The 25558-nt window shown below is 28.5% G+C and carries 18 protein-coding genes; 17 read left to right on the top strand and 1 reads right to left on the bottom strand.

Annotation, left to right across the window (positions count from 1 at the left end; all coding sequences use genetic code 11):
- Window positions 1-2073 precede the first annotated feature (2073 nt).
- The 16 genes from DRF75_RS01145 (at window position 2074) to rbfA (ending at window position 22250) form a co-directional block, all read left to right on the top strand.
- Window positions 2074-2649: a hypothetical protein gene (locus DRF75_RS01145; RefSeq protein ID WP_129992518.1), complete on the top strand. Its 576-nt coding sequence runs from the start codon at window positions 2074-2076 to the stop codon at window positions 2647-2649.
- 99 nt (window positions 2650-2748) lie between these two features.
- A complete protein-coding gene (locus DRF75_RS01140) occupies window positions 2749-3018 on the top strand; it encodes a hypothetical protein (protein WP_129992517.1) in 270 nt (89 codons plus the stop codon).
- 149 nt (window positions 3019-3167) lie between these two features.
- Complete coding sequence (locus DRF75_RS05015; RefSeq protein ID WP_165375552.1) at window positions 3168-3326, top strand: hypothetical protein; 159 nt, start codon at window positions 3168-3170, stop codon at window positions 3324-3326.
- A 356-nt stretch (window positions 3327-3682) separates the two neighbouring features.
- Window positions 3683-4285, top strand: a complete 603-nt coding sequence (locus tag DRF75_RS01135) for an NADH-quinone oxidoreductase subunit J (protein WP_045171378.1) — start codon at window positions 3683-3685, stop codon at window positions 4283-4285.
- On the top strand, window positions 4269-4595 hold the full coding sequence (gene nuoK, locus DRF75_RS01130) for an NADH-quinone oxidoreductase subunit NuoK (RefSeq protein ID WP_045171377.1): 327 nt from the start codon (window positions 4269-4271) through the stop codon (window positions 4593-4595). The genes DRF75_RS01135 and nuoK overlap by 17 nt, the downstream gene beginning before the upstream one ends.
- 83 nt (window positions 4596-4678) lie before the next feature.
- Window positions 4679-6544, top strand: a complete 1866-nt coding sequence (gene nuoL, locus DRF75_RS01125; RefSeq protein ID WP_045171376.1) for an NADH-quinone oxidoreductase subunit L — start codon at window positions 4679-4681, stop codon at window positions 6542-6544.
- A 5-nt stretch (window positions 6545-6549) separates the two neighbouring features.
- The gene (locus tag DRF75_RS01120; protein WP_045171374.1) at window positions 6550-8001 is read left to right on the top strand and encodes a complex I subunit 4 family protein; all 1452 of its coding nucleotides are present in this window, start codon (window positions 6550-6552) and stop codon (window positions 7999-8001) included.
- A 17-nt stretch (window positions 8002-8018) separates the two neighbouring features.
- On the top strand, window positions 8019-9443 hold the full coding sequence (locus tag DRF75_RS01115) for an NADH-quinone oxidoreductase subunit N (RefSeq protein WP_129992520.1): 1425 nt from the start codon (window positions 8019-8021) through the stop codon (window positions 9441-9443).
- Between the two features lie 51 nt (window positions 9444-9494).
- On the top strand, window positions 9495-10658 hold the full coding sequence (dxr, locus tag DRF75_RS01110) for a 1-deoxy-D-xylulose-5-phosphate reductoisomerase (RefSeq protein WP_045171373.1): 1164 nt from the start codon (window positions 9495-9497) through the stop codon (window positions 10656-10658).
- A gap of 255 nt (window positions 10659-10913) precedes the next feature.
- A complete protein-coding gene (locus tag DRF75_RS01105; protein ID WP_129992519.1) occupies window positions 10914-12323 on the top strand; it encodes a TRP75-related protein in 1410 nt (469 codons plus the stop codon).
- 88 nt (window positions 12324-12411) lie between these two features.
- On the top strand, window positions 12412-13680 hold the full coding sequence (gene ispG, locus DRF75_RS01100) for a flavodoxin-dependent (E)-4-hydroxy-3-methylbut-2-enyl-diphosphate synthase (protein ID WP_052453686.1): 1269 nt from the start codon (window positions 12412-12414) through the stop codon (window positions 13678-13680).
- Window positions 13681-13701: 21 nt separating this feature from the next.
- Window positions 13702-14454, top strand: coding sequence for a twin-arginine translocase subunit TatC (gene tatC / locus DRF75_RS01095; RefSeq protein WP_045171580.1), 753 nt, complete (start codon window positions 13702-13704; stop codon window positions 14452-14454).
- Between the two features lie 71 nt (window positions 14455-14525).
- Window positions 14526-17642 carry an efflux RND transporter permease subunit gene (locus DRF75_RS01090; protein ID WP_129992516.1) on the top strand — a complete coding sequence of 1039 codons (3117 nt, stop codon included), beginning with the start codon at window positions 14526-14528 and terminating at the stop codon, window positions 17640-17642.
- Window positions 17643-17788: 146 nt separating this feature from the next.
- Window positions 17789-19342, top strand: a complete 1554-nt coding sequence (nusA, locus tag DRF75_RS01085) for a transcription termination factor NusA (RefSeq protein WP_045171578.1) — start codon at window positions 17789-17791, stop codon at window positions 19340-19342.
- Window positions 19343-19365: 23 nt separating this feature from the next.
- Complete coding sequence (gene infB / locus DRF75_RS01080; RefSeq protein WP_045171577.1) at window positions 19366-21906, top strand: translation initiation factor IF-2; 2541 nt, start codon at window positions 19366-19368, stop codon at window positions 21904-21906.
- Window positions 21903-22250, top strand: a complete 348-nt coding sequence (gene rbfA, locus DRF75_RS01075; RefSeq protein WP_045171576.1) for a 30S ribosome-binding factor RbfA — start codon at window positions 21903-21905, stop codon at window positions 22248-22250. Before infB ends, rbfA begins: the two co-directional genes overlap by 4 nt.
- 26 nt (window positions 22251-22276) lie before the next feature.
- Here the strand turns inward: rbfA and DRF75_RS01070 are convergent, their stop codons facing one another.
- Window positions 22277-22960 (bottom strand): TerC family protein, encoded by a 684-nt coding sequence (locus tag DRF75_RS01070; protein ID WP_045171575.1) that lies wholly within the window; start codon window positions 22958-22960, stop codon window positions 22277-22279.
- Between the two features lie 170 nt (window positions 22961-23130).
- Between DRF75_RS01070 and DRF75_RS01065 the strand changes: the two genes are divergently transcribed.
- On the top strand, window positions 23131-25410 hold the full coding sequence (locus DRF75_RS01065; protein WP_045171574.1) for an AAA family ATPase: 2280 nt from the start codon (window positions 23131-23133) through the stop codon (window positions 25408-25410).
- Window positions 25411-25558: the final 148 nt, after the last annotated feature.

Raw genomic sequence — 25558 nt, 5'->3', positions numbered from 1 at the left:
TTTTATTTTTTTTAAATTTTTTAAAAAAATTTTAAAAAATAATTATTAAAAAAATTTTTTTTTTTTTTTAAAAAATATAAAAAAATTTTAAAAAAAAAAAAAAAAAAAAAAAAAAAAAAAAAAAAAAAAAAAAAAAGATTTTATTGAGTTTTACAGTATGAAAAAGGAATTATTTCATTATATGTGTTAAGTATAAGTTTTAGTAAGATTAATTTGTATACTGTAGTTGTGCAAACTCAAATAATCATTCTTTCGATCAATGCTAATAGTAAAAATTGATTTTGTAAAAATTTGAGGTAGTGCGAATAAGATGTAACTTATGCTGAGATTGTTATTTGTATGCGGTGCCACTACTTTGGTTCCTAAAATGCTGTGTAAATATAATAAGTTGTTGTCTACTTATATAGTAATGATGAAGAGATAAACAGCAATATTACTACGCCACATTCAAATAGTGTTTACAGCCTTTATTATATGGATTGTATCAAACAAAGTTAGTATACTGTATCATAAGCAGTACAAGCTTAAGCTTAGTATATACTGTTTATTTGGTATTAGTAGAAATGAAAATAAACAATATCTGTTTATATATTTACACAGAATTCATTGCATAATTTAGAAAAAATGGTGTCACGTTGAGTGATGATGTGTTTGTAGCATGTGAAGGAATTAATGTATATGGTATCATAAAAGAACATACTATTGCATTATTTAAATATGTTAAAGAGTAGTATAAAATTAAATTTCAAGAAACAAGTTTCTCGTACATATTTGCTGAGTTTTTATAATATGAAAGTGAATTATTTCATACTATTTTTCAAGATACAAAGTTAAGTGAGGTTAATGTAAATCTTGTGACTGGTGAGAGTAAATATGTTATGTATCTGGGTTAGTATGTATTATTTAATTTATATAGAACTCTTAATCATAAGTAAGTTTGTAAAAAATTCTATAGTAAATAATATTTTATTAAAAATAAAACAATTACATGCAGTTAATGTAATTATCTAAAGTTGTATACCTATTTTAATGTCTAAAATCCGTAAGTATTGTAAGTACTTAAATATTTGTACAACACTGTCAATGTTCTGATGATATATTTTCAATTTTCTAATTTATATAATCAGTATTTAACAAATGATTTATTAGTAATCAGAGATTTGTATAAAATGTGTGGGAATAATAGAAAATAGTACATAGTTTTTTCAAAAGGTTTTTTGAATGATTGGATATCTGGGTATTATCTTATATTATTATGGCAGTTGACTGTGTTGATGTAATATAAATCAATATTTTATATATTTGTAATGAATAATTTTTTTTAACATATGCTATATTCTGCAAATTTCTAAATGTATTAAGATAGGGCTATTCTGCTGTTGGTCTCAGTTTAGTGCATGATGTATATCATGTAATTGATGAAACTGAGATGTTATATGTATTTGTAATTAGTTTTTGATAGTAAAATGCTTAATTATAAAAAGTAAACTTATAATATTAATCTTGTATATAAAAAATCAAAATCATATGCAGTTAATATTAGCATATAGTATTTGCTTCAAAGTGTTGTGCATATTTTGTTCAATAAAAAAATGTTTAGATATGCTAAATCGACAAGCAATTGCATTATAAAAATGACTATTATCAATACCAAAATTACTCTACATCTCAACTTAAGTCTACGGTCTATAAGTTATAGATCAAAATTTAATAAATATTATAGGCAATAAGTAAAATGGTATAGAGAAATAAGCTCTTTATGTTATAATATTTTAAACAATAGAGTACTCTTAGGTTATTTTGATTTATTAAAGTGTAATATTAAATTTATTTTTTAACCAGATCTTACATGTTATGTATAATATAAAGAAAACAGTTGTTTAATATCGTATATTAAGATGTATGTTGAAGTAAAGAATTACACCTGTAATGATTAGTTGTGCTAATACATGTATGTATATATCATGACTAGAGTAAAACCTCAAATTCTAAAGGGAAAAATTGACTTTGTCAATAGCGGTGTGATAAGATAATTTATCATTTGTAAAAAAAGTCATACATAAGGAAAATCATATGCAATTGATATTCTTATTTAAAGACGATATACCTACTCTAGTGCCTAAAAATGTATGTAAGTATAATAAAGCGCTAGATCGTTATGAATCAGAAGAACCAAATCTAAACCTTACTGTACCATTGGGCCTTGATAACCCAGATTCTCAATTCCGTCATCTATATAACACAGTATTTGATAGATATTGTATAGCGACTAGTGTGTCTTTTGACTATGACATACTATTTTTATTTGGTCGGAATAGAAGTGGTGTGAATCAATATATAGTATGTTGTATTACAAGTTCTGATTTAAGAAATATTATAAAATATGGTCTTGTATTACAGCCTGGTACTTTGATATCAGCTGGAGGTATGATGGTAGAAAGGCCAATCGAAGAGCATTCTTTGGCTTTATTTGAAATGTTTTGTGACAAAATTAAGATTGCTGGTAATAGAGAAAGTACACGCAGTTTTCGTATTGATTTTTTCAATGATAAAGGTGAGTGTTTTGATTACAAATGTAAGAATGCTGCTTTAAGTGAAATTAGTGTAGATACTGCTGGTAATGATGTTTATATTATGAGTCTTACTTGAAACTTAAAAAGTAAATCTTAATAATATTGGTAAAAATTGACACTATCAATACAGTTGTGGTACACTACATATAGTGTGTGTTGAATATATACAAATATAGTGGAATTAATATTACTTTTTGAGCAGGGTGTACCTGTATTATATCCTGCAAATGTGTGTAGTTATGATAAATCAGAAAATTCATATAAAGTAGACTATCCTACTCTTGATCTTTCAATGAATGTGACACCTCCAGGTGATAATGTACCTTTACATCGGTTGTATGGATCAACATTTACACGATATTGTATTATAAGCAGTACAAGTTTACCGGTATGTATATATTGTTTATATGGTATGACTAGGGGGGGGGGGAGAAGGTATTTGTAATTTTTGGTTTAGAATCTAATGTATTAGGGGACTTCATAGAAAGAGGTACAGTACTGGATGATGAAAGATTGATAACGGGTGGTTTTGTACACAATGATAATACAGTTGAACAAAATACAAGGAATTTGTTTAGTGAGTTTAGCAATTATATGCATATTAAGTCCGATAATGATACATCTCGTACATATAGGCTTGATTTTTTCAATGATTCAGGAGAGTTATTTGATGTTGTATATAAAGATACACAGCTTCAACAGGTAATAGTAAATCCTGTGACTGGTGCACAGCAATATGTTATGCATTTATAGAAAATTATACTTATATTATTATTTTTTACTATTAAAAACACATATTTTCAATTAATTAAATCTCATATTTAACATAATGCTGTAATTATAATTGTTTATATAGTATTGTGTAAATAGATTTTCAAAACCCAGATTGATAAAAATTATATTTATTACGTAAACTTTGTAAAAAAGTTTTTGCGTATTAAGGTTGTATGTATAAATAATTTTCAGATTTTTAGCAAATTATAAATGATTAATATAAGTTGACTTATATTATTGAAATATATGAATTAGTAGTTTACTTGGGAATTTTATATAGTTATACTGAGTTTAATTCTTGTTAAATTTGTTAATTATTAACAGATGTAAAAATAATGGTTTATTTTTTATTTCACTTTTTTGCAGCATTAATAGTATTGTCAGCAGTAGCTGTAGTTTATGTATCAAATCCTGTTTACTCTGTATTGTTTTTAATTTTAACGTTTTTCATATCTAGTACATTATTTATTTTATTAGGTGCAGAGTTAATAGCAATGTTAGTTATAATAGTTTATGTTGGTGCTGTGGCTGTACTGTTTTTGTTTGTAGTTATGATGTTGGATATAAACTATTCTAGATTTAAAAATGGTTTTACGAAATATCTTGCCATAGGGTTGCTTTGTGGTGTTATATTATTTGTTAATATAGTATTTATTATTAAGCAGTCTGTAACAGCTGAATTAGTAACGGAACCTGTACCATATGTAAGTAATGTTATTGCTATTGGTAATTTAATATATACTGAATATATGTATATATTTCATTTGTCTGGTATATTGCTTTTAATATCAATAGTTGGAGCTTTAGTATTAACTTTACGTGCTAAAAACAGTAGTGTGCGTAGGCAGAATATAAATATGCAAATCAATAGACCATCTTCTATAAAATATGTAAATGTTAAAGTAAAAGAGGGAGTTAATTATGAAGATTCTAATTGATGCTGGTATTACTTTGAATCATTTTCTTATTTTGGGTGCAATTTTATTTACTATTGGTGTATCTGGAATTTTTATTAATCGTAAAAACATCATTACTATTCTTTTATCAATAGAATTAATGTTATTAGCTATAAATATTAATTTTACTGCTTTTTCAGTATACCTTGACAATATTTTGGGGCAAGTCTTTGTGATGTTTATATTAACAGTTGCTGCTGCAGAATCTGCAGTAGGATTAGCCATCATTGTAGTATATTTTAGAAGTTCTGGTAATATTGATATTGAAACAGCTAATAAAATGAAGGAATAAAGAGTTTTTCTTGAGTATTTGTTGACTAATTATAATTAATTATTTTAATTGATTTATGATCAATTAATTGAGGATCAGGTTTTATGGTTAAGATTGAGCTATTATGTGTTTTTTTTCCATTGATAGGTGCTATTTTTGGTAAGATAATCAATAATAGATTTGCTTCTCAATTAGTTATAACTTGTTTAGTAGTATGTGCATCATTGTTGTCATGGTACTTGTTTTTTAATTTTAAAGACAGTTATATTATTACATTATTTCCATGGATTGAGTTATATAAGTTAAAAATTAATTGGTCACTATATATAGACTCATTGAGTATAATTATGCTGGTAATAGTGAATACAGTATCAGCAGTAGTGCATCTTTATTCAATAGGTTATATGTCTCATGATGCTGGTGCACCTAGGTTTTTATCTTATTTATCATTATTTACATTTTTTATGTTGATTTTGATAACGAGTGATAATTTTGTTCAGCTTTTCTTTGGCTGGGAAGGTGTAGGACTATGTTCTTATTTATTAATTGGTTTTTGGTTTGAAAAGGCTTCAGCTACTAAAGCAGCGATGAAAGCTTTTATTATGAATAGGATAGGGGATTTTTTTTTTATATTAGGGATTATAGCAGTATTTTGGGTATTTGGATCTTTAGAGTTCAGTAAAATATTTGGAATGCTTGATTCAGTGTATGTTGAAGGAAAGATGAATTTTCTTGGCTACCAGATGCCTTATGTAGACGTAATATGTCTATTGCTTTTTATTGGTTGTATGGGTAAATCTGCACAGATTGGCTTGCATACATGGTTACCTGATGCAATGGAAGGACCTACCCCTGCTTCTGCGTTGATTCATGCTGCAACTATGGTAACAGCAGGAGTATTCCTTGTTGCTAGATGTTCTCCATTGTTTGAAGTATCAGAATTAGCACGTAATGTTATTCTGACTGTTGGCACATGTACTTGTTTTTTTGCAGCAACTGTTGCTATTGTACAAGATGATGTGAAAAAGATAATAGCATATTCTACTTGTAGTCAATTGGGGTATATGTTTATTGCATGTGGTTTATCAGTATATGATGTAGCTGTATTTCATTTGATGACTCATGCTTTTTTTAAAGCTTTGTTATTTTTGTGTGCTGGTAATATAATTCATTCTACACATGAACAAAATATTCATAAAATAAATGCTTCTTGGCGTCAAATACCATTTACATATGTACTGACTTGGATAGGTTCTTTAGCTTTAGCAGGTATTTTCCCTTTTGCTGGCTTTTATTCAAAAGATTTAATTATTGAAAGTAGCTATCATGTTAATACTATTTCTTTTATAGTATGTAATTTGGTTGCATTTTTGACTTCATTTTATTCTTGGAGGTTAATTATATTAGTTTTTCATAGAATTAATTCAAAAAGAGAGTCAATACATGAATCAGGCAAGATAATGCTTCTACCTTTATTAATATTAGCTATAGGTTCTGTTTTTGCTGGTATGTGGGGGCAGAATTTATTGTTAATTAATGATCCTGCATTCTGGAATGGTAGTATAATAATCCATGAACATGAGGAAGTTGTTTTATTTGTAAAATTATTGCCATTGCTTCTAAGTATACTTGGAATAATATGTGCTTATTCAAGATATTTTTACAGTTACTTTGGTGATTTGCGTTTTAATAAGCTGTTAAAATTCTTATATAATAAATGGTATTTTGATGAATTATATAATGTTGTATTTGTAGTACCTATTAAGTGTATAGCTAATTTATTTTCTAAAGTAATTGATAAAAAAATAATTGATAATTTTGGGTTAGGTGGTATTAGTAGATTAGTAGATTCCTGCTCAAAAGGTAGTATTAAAATACAAACTGGGTTTATTTTTGATTATGCATTTGTTATGCTACTAGGGTTGATAAGTATTATCATGTGGTTGATTTATAATAATATAAGATTTTAAAGATTATGCTATTTTTTATGGTTTTCTTGCCAATATTAGGGTCATGCTTATTAGCAGCTAGTAATTTTAAGGCAGATTCTTTATTCATAAAGTTAGTTTCTTTAGTGTGTTCTAGTGCTGTATTCATTATAAATATTGTTATAGCTGTAAAATTTGATTATCTATTTAAGGGTTTTCAGTTTGTATATCGTTTAGCGCAAGGTTTTGCAGTCGGTATAGATGGCTTATCTTTACCACTTCTATTATTAACAACTTTTTTATTTTTATTATCTGTTATTTTTGCTTTATATAATATGAAGTCAAGTAACTTACGAGTATTTCTTGCTTTATTATTATTACTAGAAGGATTAACGATAGGGGTATTTACTTCACTTGATATAATAATGTTTTATATATTTTTTGAAGCAGTTTTAATCCCAATGTTTTTTATTATAGGAATGTGGGGACATGAAGATAGAGTATATGCTACATTTAAATTATTTTTGTATACTTTAGCTGGTTCTTTGTTATTTCTGGTAGCAGTATTATATGTATACTTCTTTTCTGGTGGGGTAAGTGATATAGAAAAATTGACTTATATTTTATCAAGTTATTTAAATCTGACTGCACAAAAATGGGTTTGGATTGCATTTTTTATTTCGTTTGCAATAAAAATACCTGTTGTACCTTTTCATACTTGGTTGCCAGATGCTCATGTTCAAGCTCCTACAGTAGGGTCTGTTTTATTAGCTGGTATACTGATTAAAATTGGTACATATGCATTATTAAGATTTTCTATACCTATGCTGCCAGAAGCTAGTGTATATTTTGCAAATTTCGTTATAGTATTGAGTATTATAGCTGTAATTTATGCATCATTAATATCTTTTGTTCAGAGTAATATTAAAAAGTTAATAGCATATTCCTCTATAGCTCATATGGGATTTGTTACCGCAGGAATATTTTCTTTCAATGAATATGGTGTATCTGGTGCTGTATTTCAAATGATTAGCCATGGTCTCATATCAGCAGCATTGTTTACCTGTGTTGGTATACTTTATAATAGGACTCATACTTTGGAGATATCCAAGTATAGTGGATTAGCAAAAATAATGCCTAAATTTTCTATTATGTTTATATTTTTTTCAATGGCTTCAATTGCTTTACCTGGTACTTCAGGTTTTATAGGAGAATTTTTATCTATATTAGGAGTTTTTCATTACTCTAAGTTATTTTCAGTTTTGATTGCTCTTGGTGTGATATTAGGTGCTTTATATATGTTATTTTTATGCAAGAAAATAATCTGGGGCGCACCAAATTGTGATTTAATAGATTGTAATCTTAGTAAAAGTGAGTTATTTATTTTAGCAACTTTAGCTACTTTTATATTATTATTTGGATTATATCCTTATTATATCTTGCTAAAATGCTTAACTCCATTAGTGGAGCAGCTGTATTTAAAAAACTTTATACTTTAGCAGCATTTGAGATTATTATGTGTTGGAATAATTTTGTCTATATAATACCAGAAATTTTCTTAGTGAGTTCATCATTAGTGTTCTTATTGTTAGGGATTGTACTGAATAAAAAAGTTATACATGTTTTGTCTCTGATTAGTTTATTAATTACTGTTGGTATTGTTGGTATTAATTTAGAGATCGAGCCTCAGTTGATTTTTAATGGGCTTTTAAAATCTAATTTATATATTTCTGTTGCAAAAGTTATAATTTTATTATCTAGCAGTAGTGTTTTATTTATGCTGTTAGTTTCTGGTAAAGAATATTGTTATGAATTTTCTATAATGATTTTATTTGCAGTTTTTGGATTAATTACTTTAATTTCTGCAAATAGTTTACTTTCTTTTTATTTGTCATTTGAAATACAAAGTATAACTTTATATGCGTTGACATGTTTTGATAAGAGTGCAATTAGATCTTCTGAATCAGGCATAAAATATTTTGTGTTAAGTGCATTGTCTTCTTGTATTATGCTATATGGCATTTCTATGTTGTATGGTTATACAACACAGGTTGGATTTTCTGGGATATGTAACTTCTTTTCCAATAATGATAACATACCTTTAGGTGCAATTTTAGGAGTGATACTTATTTTAATTAGTATATTTTTTAAACTATCAGCGTCTCCATTTCATATGTGGGTACCTGATGTTTATCAAGGTACTTCAACTATTATGACAACATTTTTTTCTATAGTTCCAAAAAGTACTTTTATACTTTTATTGATGAGAATATTGAATGAGGTATTACCAAGTTTATCTAAGGATTGGCAACAGATAATGATTTGTGTTGCTGTGTTATCTATATTTGTGTCAGCATTTGGTGCAATGAGGCAGACTAATTTGAAAAGGTTATTTTCATATGCAGCTATTGGTCATATTGGATATATGTTAGTCTCGTTAGCTGTAAACACTACTGTAGGTAATGCAGCTGCTATGATGTATCTGTTATTGTATGTTATCATGAATATAGGACTTTTTTGCATTTTAGTACAATATAATGATGATGATTGTAATTTGTTAAATTTAAAAGGGTTGCATAATAAATCTCCAGTTATTGCATTTTGTATTGCTGTAATTATGTTATCTATGGCTGGAATACCACCTTTGGCAGGCTTTTTTGCTAAATATGATGTACTGTCAAGTTTAGTAGAAAATGGTTTCATAAAAACTGCGGTAATTTTTGCTCTTGTAAGTGCTGTTTCATGTTATTATTATTTGAAGATTATTAAGGTGATGTATTTTGATTTGAATGATGATTCTTGTAATGTCTCAATTGCTAATAAGAAATTGTGTTTTGTTCTATTGTTGACAGTAATAGTTAATCTTGTATTTTTTGTTTTTGTTAGTCAGGTAAGAGATATTATAGGTTATTTTTTACATTTTAATTTTTTTAATGGATAATAATCCGAATCTTCGGTATATAATACCTGAAGTTATTAAATATTAAAGCATGTGAAAACAGTTTCTGTATTTGGCTCTACTGGTGCTGTTGGCCAAATGATAATTGATATAATATTTTCTGAGTTAGATAAGTATCAAGTAAAAGTATTAGTTGCTAAGTCAAATATTCAACTGCTAGTGTTTCAAGCTAAGTTGGTTAATGCAGAAAGAGTTGTTATTACTGATATTAGTTTATATCAAGAATTAAAGGATTTATTGATTGATACAAATATTAAAGTGAGTGCCGGTAATGATGGCATGATTATGGCTACGTCTTTGGATGTAGATTATGCAATGATGGCTATTGTAGGAATGGCAGCACTTGTACCGATGACCTATTTAGTAAATTCAAACGTTAAAGTTATTGCGCTGGCAAATAAAGAAAGTATAGTTTGTGGTGGTGCATTATTACTTAGTTTAGCAAGAGAAAAAAGTGTTAAAATTATTCCTGTGGATTCAGAGCATAATGCTATATACCAAATACTTGCTGACAAAGGCCATAAAGATTTAGAAAAAATTACATTAACTGCGTCTGGTGGGCCTTTATTATCGATGAATTATGAACAAATGCGATATGTAACTGTTCAAGATACAGTTAAGCATCCTATTTGGAAAATGGGAAAGAAAATATCTGTTGATAGTGCAACTATGATCAATAAATCTCTTGAGATTATAGAAGCATATTATTTATTTTCAATAAAAGCTGAAAAATTGGATGTAATAATACATAATGAATCTGTAGTACATGGGATAATATCTTATATAGATGGAACATCTATTGCTTTCATGTCTGTACCAGATATGAAAATTCCGATTATGCATTCATTATCTTGGCCAAATAGATCAGCTGCTTTATGTAAAAAACTGAATTTAGCATTATATAATCAATTGACTTTTATGAAGCCTGATATTTATAAATTTCCTGGAATAAAATTAGGTTTTGAAGTTTTAAAAACATCGAATGTTCATGCTAATAGTATTATTTTAAATGCTGCGAATGAAATTGCTGTTAATGCTTTTTTATCTAAAAAGATAATGTTTCTTGATATTGTAAATATAGTGTACGAAACATTAAATTTGGTTAATTACGGACGTATTAATTCTTTAGCAAGTATTCTTGATTGTGATGCAATAAGTAGGAGAGTAGCAAGTAGTATCATTGATAAATTATGTTAATATATATTAAAACATTTGCTATCATTGTATTATTAGTGTATTGTTTTATTTGTTTAGTAGTATATATGTTTCTGGTGTATTAACTATATGTTGTTTATCAATAATAATTACTTTTAAAAAAATATTAATTATTGAAAATAAATTATTTTAATACAGTGACATATTTGTTTTGATATTGTTAAATAATGCGTTTACTTAGCATGGTATATTTAGTATAAATATGTTAGGATAAGGAATATGTCTTATAGGTGTCGGATGTTTAGACGTAATATCTTGAATATACTGTTGATATTGGTTTTTTCTTTTGTTGTTTCATGTTCAAATAAAGTTAAATATCAATTTAGCAGGAAATATTCGCCAATTTATAATCCTGAAGGTGAATTTTTTGGTAATGATGAAGAATTTTATCGTGCTTATTCAATTTATAAGGAGCGTAGGGATTCTGCTACTTCAGGTATTAGTAAAAATAGTAAGCATGTTGATACAAAAAAGTTGAGACGAAAAGTTCAAGTAAGAAATGCAAATCCATTAGAGGAATATGATATTTTTTTAGAAAGAGAAGATCATGATTTAATGATAGATAGGAATGGAGTTAATTTAGTTGATGTGGAAGGTGCTAAGTTTGTTGTTCCTATAGAAAATGATATGCGTGATACAGTGCATGATGAGAAGCAAATAGGAGTGTCAGACACTAGTGTTAGTGGTTCTAAACCTCCAGTAAAAAAAGTTGAAGATAAAGGTAAATTACAGGATACTAAAGATAAGAAAGTTGATGACTCTAAATCTCCAGTAGTGAAGACTGGAGATAAAAGTAAGTTACAAGATACTAAAGGTAAGAAAGTTGATGATTCTAAGCCTACAGTGGTAAAAGTTGAGGATAAAAGTAAGTTACAAGATGCTAAAGGTAAGAAAGTTAATGATTCTAAGCCTCCAGTAGTAAAAGTTGAAGATAAAAGTGAATTACAAGATGCTAAAGGTAAGAAAGTTGATGATTCTAAGCCTCCAGTAGTAAAAGTTGAAGATAAAAGTAAGTTACAAGATGCTAAAGGTAAGAAAGTTGATGATTCTAAGCCTACAGTGGGAAAGGTTGAAGATAAGAATGAATTACAAGATTCTAGTGACTCTAGCAATGATAATCAAAGTGATAGGAAAGAACATGGGTTACTTTCATTATTAAAGTTTCCAAAAATAGAAGATGATAAACACAAAGATTTCAATGATGAATTAGAAGATAATAAAGTTAATAATGATGATGGTATTTTATTATCTCAGCCAAAGAATAGTGCAGAATCCTCTCAACATATTCCTGAAGAAGGTGAGCAAAAAAGTAATCACAAACCTTTACATTTTCTTTCATTTTTGAAGGAATCGAGTGATGAACAGTATGATGTTAAAAAAGGTGTACAGAAAGTAGAGAGTAAAAATGATCAAGATAAGTCTCCTATTTTGCGAATCAAAGAAGAAGAAAATGTGAAAATAATTAAGGATGATGAACAGGGTAGTGTTATTAAGGATGGTGATAATGATCATAAAGTAGTTCTATCTCAAGAGGAAGAAGAATTGTTGCAGAATCTTAGAAAAATAAAAGAGTATGATGAAGATTATACTATTACTTATTACTATGATGATGATAACTATGACGATACAGAATATTATAGAAAATAATAGTGAGAATTTTCATAAAAATTAAAAGTAGTAACATTTACTTTTGGTGTATATAATCTTCTATTGATGTGGAAGATTGCGGTGTGGTATGCAATGTGATGTTATAAGTAGTATTCTAAATGAAGAAAATTTGTTTGACTGTATAAAAAAAAAAGATAAGTTAACTCATGAGGTTAAAGTTGGTAGTGTAGTAATTGGTGGTAATAACCCTATAGTAATACAGTCAATGGCATTAGGTGGATCTGGAAATGCTGATGAAGATGCGCATGAAGTTTTAGAATTGGCAAAAGCTGGATCTGAACTGGTAAGAGTTGCAGTGAATTCAGAACAGGCTATAAAAAGTATTCCTTATATTAGGGACGTTCTGGTAGATAATGGTTTTGATGATAAGATGATAATAGGATGTGGACAGTATGAAATTGCTAGATTAGTAAAGGAATATCCAGAGTGTGCATCTGCTCTAGGGAAAATACGTATAAATCCAGGAAATATTGGTTTTGGTAATAAAAGAGATAAAAATTTTGAAGATGTTATAGAGTTTGCAATAAAATACGATATACCTATTAGAATAGGTGTGAATTGGGGAAGTTTAGATAAGTATTTAGCTTCAAAATTAATGAATGATAATGCATTGCTTAGCAATCCTAAACCAGATTATATAGTTTTACAAAAAGCATTGGTGATTTCTGCAGTGACAAGTGCTAAACGTGCAGAAGAAATTGGTCTTTCAAAAAATAAAATAGTTATATCTTGCAAAACTAGTAAAATACAAGATTTAATCCCTGTTTATACAGTGTTGTCAAATGTATGTAATTATCCTTTACATTTGGGTTTAACAGAAGCAGGTTCTGGTATTAAAGGAATAGTTAGTAGTGTTGCAGGAATATCTTATTTATTGCTTAATGGTATAGGTGATACTATACGTGTGTCACTAACTCAACAACCTGGTGAGTCAAGGGTGACTGAAGTGAAATTATGTCAAGAAATTTTACAAAGTATAGGATTAAAGAATTTTAGTGCACAAGTCACTTCATGTCCAGGTTGTAATAGGACTAATCCTAAATATTTTCATCAGTTGGTAAAAGATGTAAATGATTATATAGCAGGTCGTATGTCTGTGTGGAAAGACACTCATCCCAGAGCTAAAGATATGGTTGTAGCTGTTATGGGTTGTATAGTCAATGGTCCAGGTGAAAGTAAACATGCGAACTTAGGCATCAGTCTGCCTGGTTATGGTGAAAGACCTGTAGCTGCTGTATATCAAGATGGTGAAAAGTTATGTACTTTAGAAGGTAAAAATATTTTTGAGCAGTTTACATCAATAATTGAAAATTATGTTAACGTCAACTATCAATGAATAAAAAAGGTATTCTATATTATGAAATCTACAACTGGCGAAATGCCGTTTTTTAAGCATTTTGAAGAATTAAGATATAGATTATTTTTTTGCTTTGTGTTTTTTTGTATTATGTTTGGTGTGTGTTATTTTTTTTCTGAAAAAATATATAATTTTCTGTTAATTCCTCTAATAGATTTGGAAGGTGCTAATTCTGAATTTTCTTTAATATATACTGATTTAACAGAAGCTTTTTTTGTATATTTGAAGGTTGCTACTATGGCTGCTTTACTGTGTTCTTTTCCTGTTTTTGCATGGCAATTTTATATGTTTTTAGCTCCAGGGTTATACAAAAAGGAAAAACTGGTGTTATTACCATATTTAATATCAACACCAGTGCTTTTTGTAATTGGAGCTGCGATAGTTTACTATTATATATTTCCCTTAGCTTGGAGGTTTTTCATTGCTTTTGAAAATAGAGATGCTTCTATGGGTGTACCTATAGAATTTATGCCATCAGTAAGTGAGTATTTAGAATTAGTGTTGCAACTGATGTTTGCATTTGGAGTAGCATTTCAAATTCCTATATTTTTAACATTAATGTCTAGAATTGGTATAGTATCAGCTAAAAGCCTAGCAAAAAAAAGAAGAGTTGCAATTGTAATTATTTTTATCCTCGCTGCTATACTTACACCACCTGATGTATTGAGTCAAATAGGGTTGGCAATACCAATGTTATTATTGTATGAGGCATCAATATTAGCTTGTAAATATATTGAACGGCATGATAAATAATAATTTTGTTTACTTGTATCAATGTTTTTTGTATGTCATGGTATTGTTATAATTGATTAGTTTATTAGGTAATGAGAAAGATTTCTGAAGTGTTTTTACGTAGGAATAGGGTATCAATATTTCTATTAATGATGATATTGATATTTGGTTGTTATTCTTATTTTAACATTCCTAAAGAAAAGAATCCTGAAATTAAAAAACCTATTTTATCTATTTATACTACATTGCAAGGTATGTCATCCGAAGATGTAGAGAAGCTATTAGTATATCCTATTGAACGAGAAGTGAAGGCTATTAAAGGTATTAGTAGAATTACTTCTGTGGCTAAAACTGGATATGCAAATGTGATATTGGAATTCAATGCAGGATTTGACTATAAGGAAGCTTTGGAAAATGTTAGATCAAAAATTGATATAATACGTGCTAAATTGCCTCAAGAAGCAACTTTTCCTATGGTAAGTGAACAAAATTTCAGTTTATTTCCAGTATTAAGTATAGCTTTGACTGGTGATTTACCTAATAGAACATTGTTTAAGATTGCACGTAATTTACAGTCAAAATTAGAAGGTCTGTCGAATATAGAAAGTGTTAAGATTATAGGAAATAGTAAGGATATAGTTGAGGTCAATATTTCTCCTGATGTTATTAATAGCTATAATTTACAAATGCAAGATGTAGTGATGGCTATATTAAATAATAATCAGTTTGTAAATGCTGGAAATTTGGCTTCTGTAATTGGTAAATATACTTTGCATTTGCCGGGTCTTTTAAAAAATGTTCAAGATATTATGAATATACCAATCAAAACTGATGGGTATTCTGTGGTAACTGTTGGTGATATTGCTAATATAAAACTTGTACACCAAGATAATAAAGAGTTTGTTAGAGTAAATCATTATCCATGTTTAGTTTTAGAAATATCAAAGCAAACAGGTAAAAATATTATTGAAACTATATTTCAGGTAAAAGGACTCATAAGTAATTTAAGTGATGTATTCCCAAAAAATTTATCTATTATTTATTTGCAAGATGAATCAGAAGAGATACTGAATATTTTAAATGAGTTACAGAATGCTATTTTAATTTCAGTTTTACTTGTTGTAATCATTATGATGATATTTATGGGTACTAAAACTGCATTGTTAGTTGCTATATCTATACCTGGATCTTTCTTGTTTGGTATGATCGTCATGTATTTTCTAGGTTATACTTTAAATATAGTAATTTTATTCTCTTTAATTATGGCTGTTGGTATGCTAGTTGATGATGCAATAGTTGTTACAGAATATGCTGATAGAAAAATGATTAATGGATTGAGTAAAACTGAAGCATTTAAGCAAGCTGCATATGATATGTTTTGGCCTGTTGCATCAGCTACTTTAACAAAATTGGTGGTATATATTCCATTGTTATTTTGGCCTGGAACTACTGGTGAATTTATGAAATATATTCCAGTTGCATTAATTACAACTTTAAGTGGTTCATGGATTATGGCATTGATTTTTATTCCAGTTTTGGGATCTATTATAGGAACGCCATCCGTTACTGATAAAAAAAGTATAGCAAAGATTGTAGCGATAAGTACTGGTGATTTTATAAAATTAGGCAGTTTTACGGGAGGTTATAGTCAGATTTTAAAGTATATACTTGTTCATCCTAGAAAATTTATTTGTATAGTGGTTAGTATATTGTTTGTTTCTACTTTAGGATATTTTATAGTTGGTCCGGGTATAGAATTTTTTCCGAATATTGACTCAGAAAGGGTACTTATGACGATAAGATCAAGTAATAATTTATCTGTTAATGAGAGGGATAATATCTTAAAAGAAATTGAAAAGAGAATTTGTAATGTAAGTGGAATAAAATTTATTTATGCAAAGGCTGGTTTGTTTGAGTATTCACTAGATGTAGATGATATTATTGGTGAAATTCAGGTAGAGTTAAAAAGGTGGTCTGTGCGTAGGAAATCTGAAGCAATATTGACTGAGATAAAGAATAAATTACAAGATATTAAAGGTATTATTGTAAATATTGCAGAAGACAAAATGAAGCCAGTTACTGGTAAACCAATACGTATTGATATTAGTTCTTACAATGTTGCTAAGGTTAATGATGTGGCAAATAAAATAATGTCTATTATGAATAATTCTTTAGGATTTGAGAATGTTACAGATAATAGATCATCTTTAGAAATAGAATGGAAAGTTGATGTTGATAAATATAAGGCAATAAAATCTGGTGTTGATACTTCTATGATTAATAGATTTATAAAAATGATAGCTGGAGGAATATTATTAAATAAATATCATCCAGATAATGTTGATGATGAAGTCGATATTATTGTTAGATTTCCTAAAGAATACCGTAATTTAAATACCTTAAATAATTTGTTTGTTAGTAGCTTCAATGGATATACTGCTGTTAGTGATTTTGTTGTTTATAGAGCTCAATATAAAGAGGGAAGGATAAATCATGTTAATGGGATGAGAACGGTAAGTATAACTTCTGATTTATCTCAAGGGTATTTGTTAGAAAAGATGATAAATTTTTTAAAACAAAAATTTAAAGAGGATATAGATCCAGAGGTGCTGGTTGAAATAAAAGGAGAAATAAAAGATCAGGAAGAATCCCAAGGATTTTTAATTAAAGTATTTTTTGTAGTAGTATTACTTATTATGCTGATTCTAATTACTGAATTTAATAGTATTTATGATGCATTAATTATTATCACAGCAATTTTTCTATCAACTACTTGTGTATTTTTTGGATTTTTCATTACAGGACACGTTTTTTCTATGGTTATGGGGGGAGTAGGTATTATTGTATTGGCTGGTGTAATAGTAAATAATAATATATTACTGCTTGATGCTTTTTATATTAATATGGAGAGTGTTTGTGATAAAAAAGATGCTATAATAATGGCATCTTTGTCTAGAGTAAGACCAATATTATTGACAGTTGTTACTGGAATTATTGGGTTAGTGCCTATGATGTTGCGTATAAATTTTGATTTTATTAATCGGCAAATTATTTATAATTCCCCATCGAGTCAACTATGGTTTGAATTATCTTATACTATAGCTATCGGGTTATTTTTAGCTACTATTATTACTTTATTTTTCACTCCTGCGTTGCTTATGATTGGGAAATATAATAAAATTAATAAGTCAATTATAAAGGGAAATTAGGGTTACTGTTAAGAGAAATTACTTGACTTGGCTAGCAGTTATAATATAAACTGCTACCGCGGTTTTATCTGGATATGTGTCATTTTTAAATAATCGGGTGCACTAAATCTTAGTTTGTTGTACATTAGTTTTTGCTAAGGGTTTTTATGGTTAATCTACAGAATTTTGATAACTTAGAATTAATAAGGGTGGCTAAGGATATTGCTGACCAAAAAGGCTTAAATTTGGATATAATAATAAGGGCTATAGAAGAAGCTATTCAATTAACTAGTCGCAGTAAGTATGGAAATTGTAAGATTAAAGTTACAGTAGATAGGAAAACTGGTGTTGTGTCGACTTATAGACAAGTATTAGTTATTAGTGATAATGGTGAAATTGTTATTCCTGAAAATAAAGAAAGTGAAATAGATTCTTCTGATATAAGCAAATATAAACTGATTACTTTGGCAGAAGCTAAGCAAATTGATGAAAATGCTGAAATTGGAGATATAATGCTAGAGCATTTGCCTGTTATTGATCTTGATTATAGTTCTGCTAAGATTGCAAAGCAAAAGATAGCTCAAATTATTGTATCAGAAGAGCGTAAAAAACAATATGAAGATTTTAAAGATCGTATAGGTGATATTGTTTATGGTACTGCTAAACGTATAGAATATAATAATGTTATTGTAGATTTAAATGGAAACGAAGGTTATTTATCAGCTGCAAACTTGATAAAAGGTGAAGTATTTCGTGTTGGAGACAGGGTAAAAGCTCATATAGAAGATGTGAGAAAAGAAAATTCAGGACCTCAAATATTTCTTTCAAGAATCAATAAAGGGTTTATGGAGCAATTGTTCAAGCAAGAAATTCCAGAAATATATGATGGGATAGTGACAATTAAGGCAATAGCAAGAGATCCAGGATCTAGATCAAAAGTTGCTGTTTTTTCTTCAGATAAAAATATTGATCCAGTTGGTGCGTGTGTTGGTGCAAGAGGTGTAAGGATTCAGAGTATTATTTCTGAATTACATGGTGAGAAAATTGATGTAATTTTATATTCTCCAGAACTTGCTAAATTTATAGTTAATGCTATAGCTCCAGCAGAAGTTTTAAAAGTGATTATTGATGAAGATAAAGAAAAAGTAGAATTAATCATTCCTGAAAATCAGCTAAGTTTAGCAATTGGTAGATATGGACAAAATATTAGGTTAGCATCTGAGTTGATTGGTTGGAAAATAGATGTAATAGGTGATGAAACTGAATCTACTAGAAAAGCAAAAGAATTAAATGCAGGATCAAAAATATTTGTTGAAGGATTAGATGTTGAGGAAATAATAGGACAGTTATTGTTTACTGAAGGATTTGTTAGTATTGAGGATATAGACCAAGCATCTGTTAGTGATATTTCTGCAATAGATGGGTTTAATGAGGAAATAGCAGAAGAATTAAAGAGTAGAGCATCTGATTATTTGACGCGTAAAGATGCTGAAATGAAGCAAATTTTGGATAGTTTGTCAATTGACAAAGATGTTACTACTTTACCATTTTTAAAGCCAAGTGACATTATAGCATTGTCTGAGAATGGTATTAAAAATCTTGAAGATATTGCTGGATTATGTACAGATGAATTTTTCGATATTGTTCCTAATATTGCGTTAACTAAGGATCAAATTGACTCTGTTATATTAGAGTCTCGTAAAAAAATAGGATGGTTGTAACTTTTGTTTTTGGGTAGTTGTGTATGAATGAGTCTAAAGGTGTTGTAGATAGTGGATTGATGTCTGGTAAAACTGAACGTACAACACTCAAGCTTAGTGATAAGTTAAAGTTATCTTCTAATATACAACAGAATATGAAATTTGCTTTAAAAAAATCCATAACTACTGTAGAGGTTCGTAAAAGTAAAAAAAGAAGAGATATTGATAATATTGAACAAGCTTCTGTAGTGTTACAAAATGATAATGTTTATCAAAGTGATAGAGATAATAATGCTCTGACAATACAAGAACAAATTTCTCGTATGAATGCTTTACAAAATGCTAGTATAAATGATAAAAAAGAAGAAGTAAGTGATGCTCAGGCAGATAAAAAAGAGGAAATTATTAACGCTGAGTCAATAGGGTTGTTGCATATTGAGGAGAATATCAATACTGATCCGGTTATTGAAGAGGAGCATAGTGAAAAAATTGAAGAAGTCATAGAAGAGTCAGTTATAGAAGACCAACCTGATTCAGCACCTTTAGATATAATTGAAGAAAGAAGCGAACCAACAGATGATCAAAATGTAGATAATAGTATAATTGATTTATTGCAGTCTAAAGCTGTTGAAGAAAAGAAGCTTAAGAAATATGAAAAAGAACATGAAGAAAAGAAAGGCAATCCGAAAAAAGGTGTCTCTAATCATATGTACAGTAAGCATGTGAAATTGGTAATAGAAGAAGAATTAGAGGATAATAATAAACAGGTTATCCAAGTACATAAAACTAGAAAAAATCGTGCTGTTAATTTTATAAAAAACAAAATTACTCGTAAGGTACTAATACCGAAAAAGATTACTGTACAAGAATTAGCTAGTAATATGTCTGAAAGAGTAAAAGATGTACAGAATATGTTATTTCAAATGGGGAGGCGTGATATTAAGCCAAATGATTTTTTAGATTCAGAGCAGGCTGCTATTATTGTAGAAGCTTTTAATCATACTTTCAAGTTAGTAAATGATGGAAAATTAGAAGATGATTTATATTCTGATGGTAATGATAAGGAATTACTTCCTAGAGCACCAGTTGTAACTGTTATGGGTCATGTAGATCATGGTAAAACTTCATTACTTGACGCTATACGTGAGTCAAATGTTGCAGATGAAGAGTTTAAAGGTATTACACAACATATAGGTGCATATCAGATAGTACTTGATTGTGATAAGAGGATTACTTTTATTGATACTCCAGGTCATGAAGCATTTACTGCTATGAGAGCATGTGGTACAAATGTTACTGATATAGTGGTATTGGTTGTGGCTGCTGATGATGGTATTATGCCTCAGACAATAGAGTCAATTAATCATGTAAAAGCAGCTAATGTTGCAATGATAGTTGCTATTAATAAAATTGATAAACATGATGCTAATCTTGATAAAATTACTAATAGTTTACTTAATCATGGGATTGTTGCAGAAAGCTTAGGAGGAGATGTTATTGTTGTTCCTGTATCTGCTAAAGAAAAGATAAATTTGGATCAATTAAAATCAAGTATATTATTAATGGCAGAGTTGTTAGAGTTAAAAGCTGTTTATAATACTAGAGCTTCTGGAGTAGTGATTGAATCAAAAGTTGATAAAAGTTGTGGAGTTATGGCAACTTTAATAGTACAAAAGGGAACTTTAAAAGCAGGTGATATTATTGTTGTTGGTCATAATTCGTATGGTAAGGTACGTAATATGTTTAATAGTGATGGAAGAAGTGAAAAAATTGCTATTCCATCAATGCCAGTGAAAGTATTAGGTTTAAATAATATACCTAATTCTGGTAGTAGTTTTATTGTTGTAGATTCTGAAAAGCAAGCACGTGAATTGATTAATTATAGGCAAGAATTGCTTAATACATCTTTGGAAGAAAATACAAAATCAAAAATGGATGCTAGTAGCATGTTAGCTTGTGATATAGTTGATGAGTTAAACGTGATTTTAAAATGCGATGTCATGGGGTCTGTTGATGCAATATGCTATTCGATAAGTAAAATTACTCATGAAGATATTAAGTTAAATATTTTATATAAAGGTGTAGGTAATGTTACAAAATCTGATGTGTTGTTAGCGGAAACTTCAAATTCTATCATTTTAGCTTTTAATGTAAAAACCGATGCGCAGGTAAAAGAATTAGCGAAGCAAAAGTGTGTTGAAATAAATCACTACTCTGTTATATATGACATAATAGATGATGTAAAAAGAATATTAAGTAGTATGTTAAAGCCATTGCAGCAGGAGGTGCAAGTAGGTACTTTGGCTATAAGGAAAGTATTTTCTTCTGGAAATGCAGGAAGTGTACTTGGGTGTTATGTAACAAGTGGGGTGGTTAAAAAAGGTTCTTTAGTAAAATTAAGCCGTAATAATAATGTTATTCATGAAGGAAAGATTAAAGTTTTACGTCGTTTTAAAGATGATGTGAAAGAAGTTGCATCTGGATTTGAATGTGGTATTTTGTTAGATTATTCAAAAGAAGTGTATCCGGAGAGTGATATAATTAATGTATTAGAAGTAATTGAAGAAATTAGAGTAATTAAATGATTTATAAATCTGAGAATTTTAGAAATTTAAAAGTTGCTTCAGTGTTGAATAGGGCAATATCTAAAGTTTTAATGCAAGATATTTGTTTAGCTAATAGTCATTTAATAACTATATCTAAAGTAGAAGTAAGCAATGATATAAGAAATGCCAATGTTTTTATTATAATTTCTCAAGACTGTACAGATAAAGAAGCGATTATTAAAGAATTAAATGACTCATCTTATTTTATTAGAAAGGCAATATTTTCTTATGTAGATCTTAGGTATATACCTAGATTATATTTTAAGCCAGATTACTGTTTTGATAATTTAGTTAGAATAAACCAAATATTAGAATCTCAATAGATATTATTCAGTGGATTTTAAATAAATTACTTCCTTTTTTTTGCTATGTTTATTCCTTCAGTAATTGTTGAAAAAATAAAAGTAAAGTACAGATAATTATGTGGTACTTTAATATGTATTCCATCTAATACCAAAATTATACCTAACATAAGTACAAACATAACAGCTATAGTTTTGATATTACTATACTTAATAACAGCTTTTATAATATAATTTAAAAATAAAATGGTAAATATAATAGAAGTTGCAAATACTATTTGTATAATGAAGATATTGTGTGTAATACCTATAGCGGTCAATATTGAATCTATAGAAAATATAAAATCTACTGTTATTATTTGTAATATTACGACATAGAAATTTGATTTTAAGTTGCTGGTTTTGTGTTTTTTATTGGAAATATCATTCCATATTTCAGATAAACTTTGATATATTAGAAATGTTCCACCGAATATCATAAATAAATTATTAGGTGAAAGCTTAAAATTCAATAGTGATATAATTGGTTTGTTTAATGAAATTATATATGATGCTCCATATAACGTGATAATACGCATTATTAATGCTAATGATAATCCTATGTATTTTACTTTATTTCTTAATTCTGGATGTATTTTGGTAACTGCAAGTGAAATAAAGATAATATTGTCTACCCCTAATACTACTTCTAGCACTAATAAAGTGAAAAATTTTATAATGTCATTTTCCATGCTTATTGCTTTATAGAATGTTAACTGCTATGTACTATATGTTATTTAATGCATATAATATTAAAAATCTATTGAATGTTATTGATACTATAGTTCTTGTATTTTTATTTTCAACTTATTTTTAATTCTTAAGTGATAGAGTTTATTTAGTTATAAAATTGAGGACATTAGTGTTATCAAAGAATCTTGAGGCTAGTTTACATAAAGCACTATCTATTGCATTTGACTTTCATCATGAATATGCTACTTTAGAGCATCTTTTGTTGGCTTTAACTGATGATATAGATGCAAGACGTGTTTTTTATGCTTTTCGTGTATCAATTGATAAACTAAAAATCACAATTATAAATTTTCTCAGATATGAGATTCCTACTTTAATTAATAAGGATATTTCAGAAGTTAAACCTAATGCTGTTTTTGAACGACTAATACACAGGGCTATTATACATGCTCATACTTCTGGTAAGAGTGAAATTACAGGTGCAAATATTCTTGCTGAGATTTTATCAGAAAAAGATTCTTATAGTGCATGTTTTTTGCATGAGCAAAATGTAAAATACATAGATGTTATGAATTATACTTCTAATAACAATTTATATACTGGTGAATTTAATATAGATCAAGAGTTTGTAAGAGAGATGGAGTATGGTAAACCAGTCAGTAATGTAAATAAAGATGTATTAAAAGATAATGAGATTTTAGAGAGTTATTGTGTTAATTTAAATGAGGCTGCAAAAAAAGGAAAAATAGATTATGTGATAGGAAGATCATATGAATTGGATAGGACAATGGAAGTGTTACTAAGAAGGAGGAAGAATAATCCATTATATGTTGGTGATCCTGGTGTTGGTAAAACTGCTATTGTTGAGGGGTTAGCATTAAAAATTATAGAGGGAGATGTGCCAGATCAATTAAAAAAAATGGTCATATATTCTTTAGATATGGGTGCATTATTGGCTGGAACACGCTATCGTGGGGATTTTGAAGAAAGGATAAAATCTGTAATTAAGGCAATAGAAGCAAAAGAAAAAGCAATATTATTTATTGATGAAATTCATACAATTGTTGGAGCTGGATCTACTAGTGGTGGGTCTCTTGATGCAAGTAATTTATTAAAGCCTGCTTTGGCTAGGGGAACTTTAAGGTGTATAGGTGCTACTACTTATAAAGAATATAATAATAATTTCGAAAAAGACAGAGCATTAGCTAGAAGGTATCAGAAAATTAACGTAGAAGAATCTTCAGTGAGTGAGACATTAAGAATATTAGATGGTATCAAGTCTTATTATGAATCACATCATCAAGTGAGGTATACCAACCAAGCAATTAGGTATGCTGTAGAATTATCAGATAGATATATTTCAGGGAAAATGCTTCCAGATAAGGCGGTAGATGTTATAGATGAAGCAGGTGTATATTGTAAATTACATAATACTGGTAGTAAAGTTATTACTGGAAGTGATATTGAACATATAATTTCTAGAATTACAGAAATACCATGTAGTAGTTTATCATGTAATGACTTAGATAGAGTAAGGAATTTAGAAGCAAATCTTAAACAAAGTATATTTGGGCAAGATTTTGCAATATCTCATCTTGTAGATTCAATTAAAATTGCTAAAGCGGGACTTAGAAATCACAATAAGCCTTTAGCGAGTTACTTGTTTGCTGGGCCAACTGGTGTAGGTAAAACTGAATTAGCAAAACAGTTAGCAGAACATATGGGAATGAAATTAATAAGGTTTGATATGTCTGAGTATATGGAACCTCATGCTATTTCCAAAATTATAGGTTCTCCTCCAGGGTATGTAGGATATGATCAAGGAGGATTGTTAACTGACTCTATTTCAAGACATCAATATAGTGTGTTATTACTTGATGAGATAGAAAAAGCACATAATGATATATATAATATATTATTGCAGATAATGGATTATGGGTGTGTTACTGACACTTATGGTAAGAAAGTAAATTTTCATAATGTGGTGATTATTTTGACAACTAATGCTGGAGCATTTGAATTAAGTAAAAATTCTGTAGGATTTATTAAAAATAAGAGTTTCTCTCATGGAGATAATGAGAAGGCAATTGAAAGAATTTTTAGTCCAGAATTTCGTAATAGGTTGGATGCTATAATTTCATTTTCGTCCTTAGATCAAGAAGTTATGTTGCGTGTAGTGAAGAAATTTATTTTTCAACTTAAGGAACAATTGGCAAAGAAAAATGTACATATAGATGTAACAGATGATGTGTTAATGTATTTTGCACAATCTGGTTATAAGGATGCTTGTGGTGTAAGGAATATAGAAAATATTATTTCCAAAAAGCTTAGAAAATATTTAGCAGAAGAAATATTATTTGGTAAGTTATTTAATGGTGGAAATGTAAAGATTAAACTTGATACCAATACTAATAAGTTAATATACGATTTTTGTTGTGCAGATGCATAAACAACAAGTATTGAAATATTAATTTTGTTTCATAGTTCAAATATTTACTAATGTTAACCATATGATATGGTTCTCATAATAGTTTTAGTAGGTTTACGTTTTTGTACTAATTGTATTAAATAATTAGTATTTATTATTGATTAGTAAA

It is taken from the genome of Ehrlichia minasensis (assembly GCF_004181775.1).
Taxonomy (GTDB): domain Bacteria; phylum Pseudomonadota; class Alphaproteobacteria; order Rickettsiales; family Anaplasmataceae; genus Ehrlichia; species Ehrlichia minasensis.
Note: the sequence above shows the minus strand (reverse complement) of the source record. Positions and strands in the feature narration are given on the sequence as shown.

Excerpts from the sequence above, each read along its gene's own strand:
- DRF75_RS01145 (WP_129992518.1), top strand. The coding sequence starts at position 2,074 with ATGCAATTGATATTCTTATTTAAAGACGATATACCTACTCTAGTGCCT.
- DRF75_RS05015 (WP_165375552.1), top strand. The coding sequence starts at position 3,168 with ATGCATATTAAGTCCGATAATGATACATCTCGTACATATAGGCTTGAT.
- DRF75_RS01135 (WP_045171378.1), top strand. The coding sequence starts at position 3,683 with ATGGTTTATTTTTTATTTCACTTTTTTGCAGCATTAATAGTATTGTCA.
- nuoK (WP_045171377.1), top strand. The coding sequence starts at position 4,269 with ATGAAGATTCTAATTGATGCTGGTATTACTTTGAATCATTTTCTTATT.
- nuoL (WP_045171376.1), top strand. The coding sequence starts at position 4,679 with ATGGTTAAGATTGAGCTATTATGTGTTTTTTTTCCATTGATAGGTGCT.
- DRF75_RS01120 (WP_045171374.1), top strand. The coding sequence starts at position 6,550 with ATGCTATTTTTTATGGTTTTCTTGCCAATATTAGGGTCATGCTTATTA.
- DRF75_RS01115 (WP_129992520.1), top strand. The coding sequence starts at position 8,019 with ATGTGTTGGAATAATTTTGTCTATATAATACCAGAAATTTTCTTAGTG.
- DRF75_RS01105 (WP_129992519.1), top strand. The coding sequence starts at position 10,914 with ATGTTTAGACGTAATATCTTGAATATACTGTTGATATTGGTTTTTTCT.
- ispG (WP_052453686.1), top strand. The coding sequence starts at position 12,412 with ATGCAATGTGATGTTATAAGTAGTATTCTAAATGAAGAAAATTTGTTT.
- tatC (WP_045171580.1), top strand. The coding sequence starts at position 13,702 with ATGAAATCTACAACTGGCGAAATGCCGTTTTTTAAGCATTTTGAAGAA.
- DRF75_RS01090 (WP_129992516.1), top strand. The coding sequence starts at position 14,526 with ATGAGAAAGATTTCTGAAGTGTTTTTACGTAGGAATAGGGTATCAATA.
- nusA (WP_045171578.1), top strand. The coding sequence starts at position 17,789 with ATGGTTAATCTACAGAATTTTGATAACTTAGAATTAATAAGGGTGGCT.
- infB (WP_045171577.1), top strand. The coding sequence starts at position 19,366 with ATGAATGAGTCTAAAGGTGTTGTAGATAGTGGATTGATGTCTGGTAAA.
- rbfA (WP_045171576.1), top strand. The coding sequence starts at position 21,903 with ATGATTTATAAATCTGAGAATTTTAGAAATTTAAAAGTTGCTTCAGTG.
- DRF75_RS01070 (WP_045171575.1), bottom strand. The coding sequence starts at position 22,960 with ATGGAAAATGACATTATAAAATTTTTCACTTTATTAGTGCTAGAAGTA.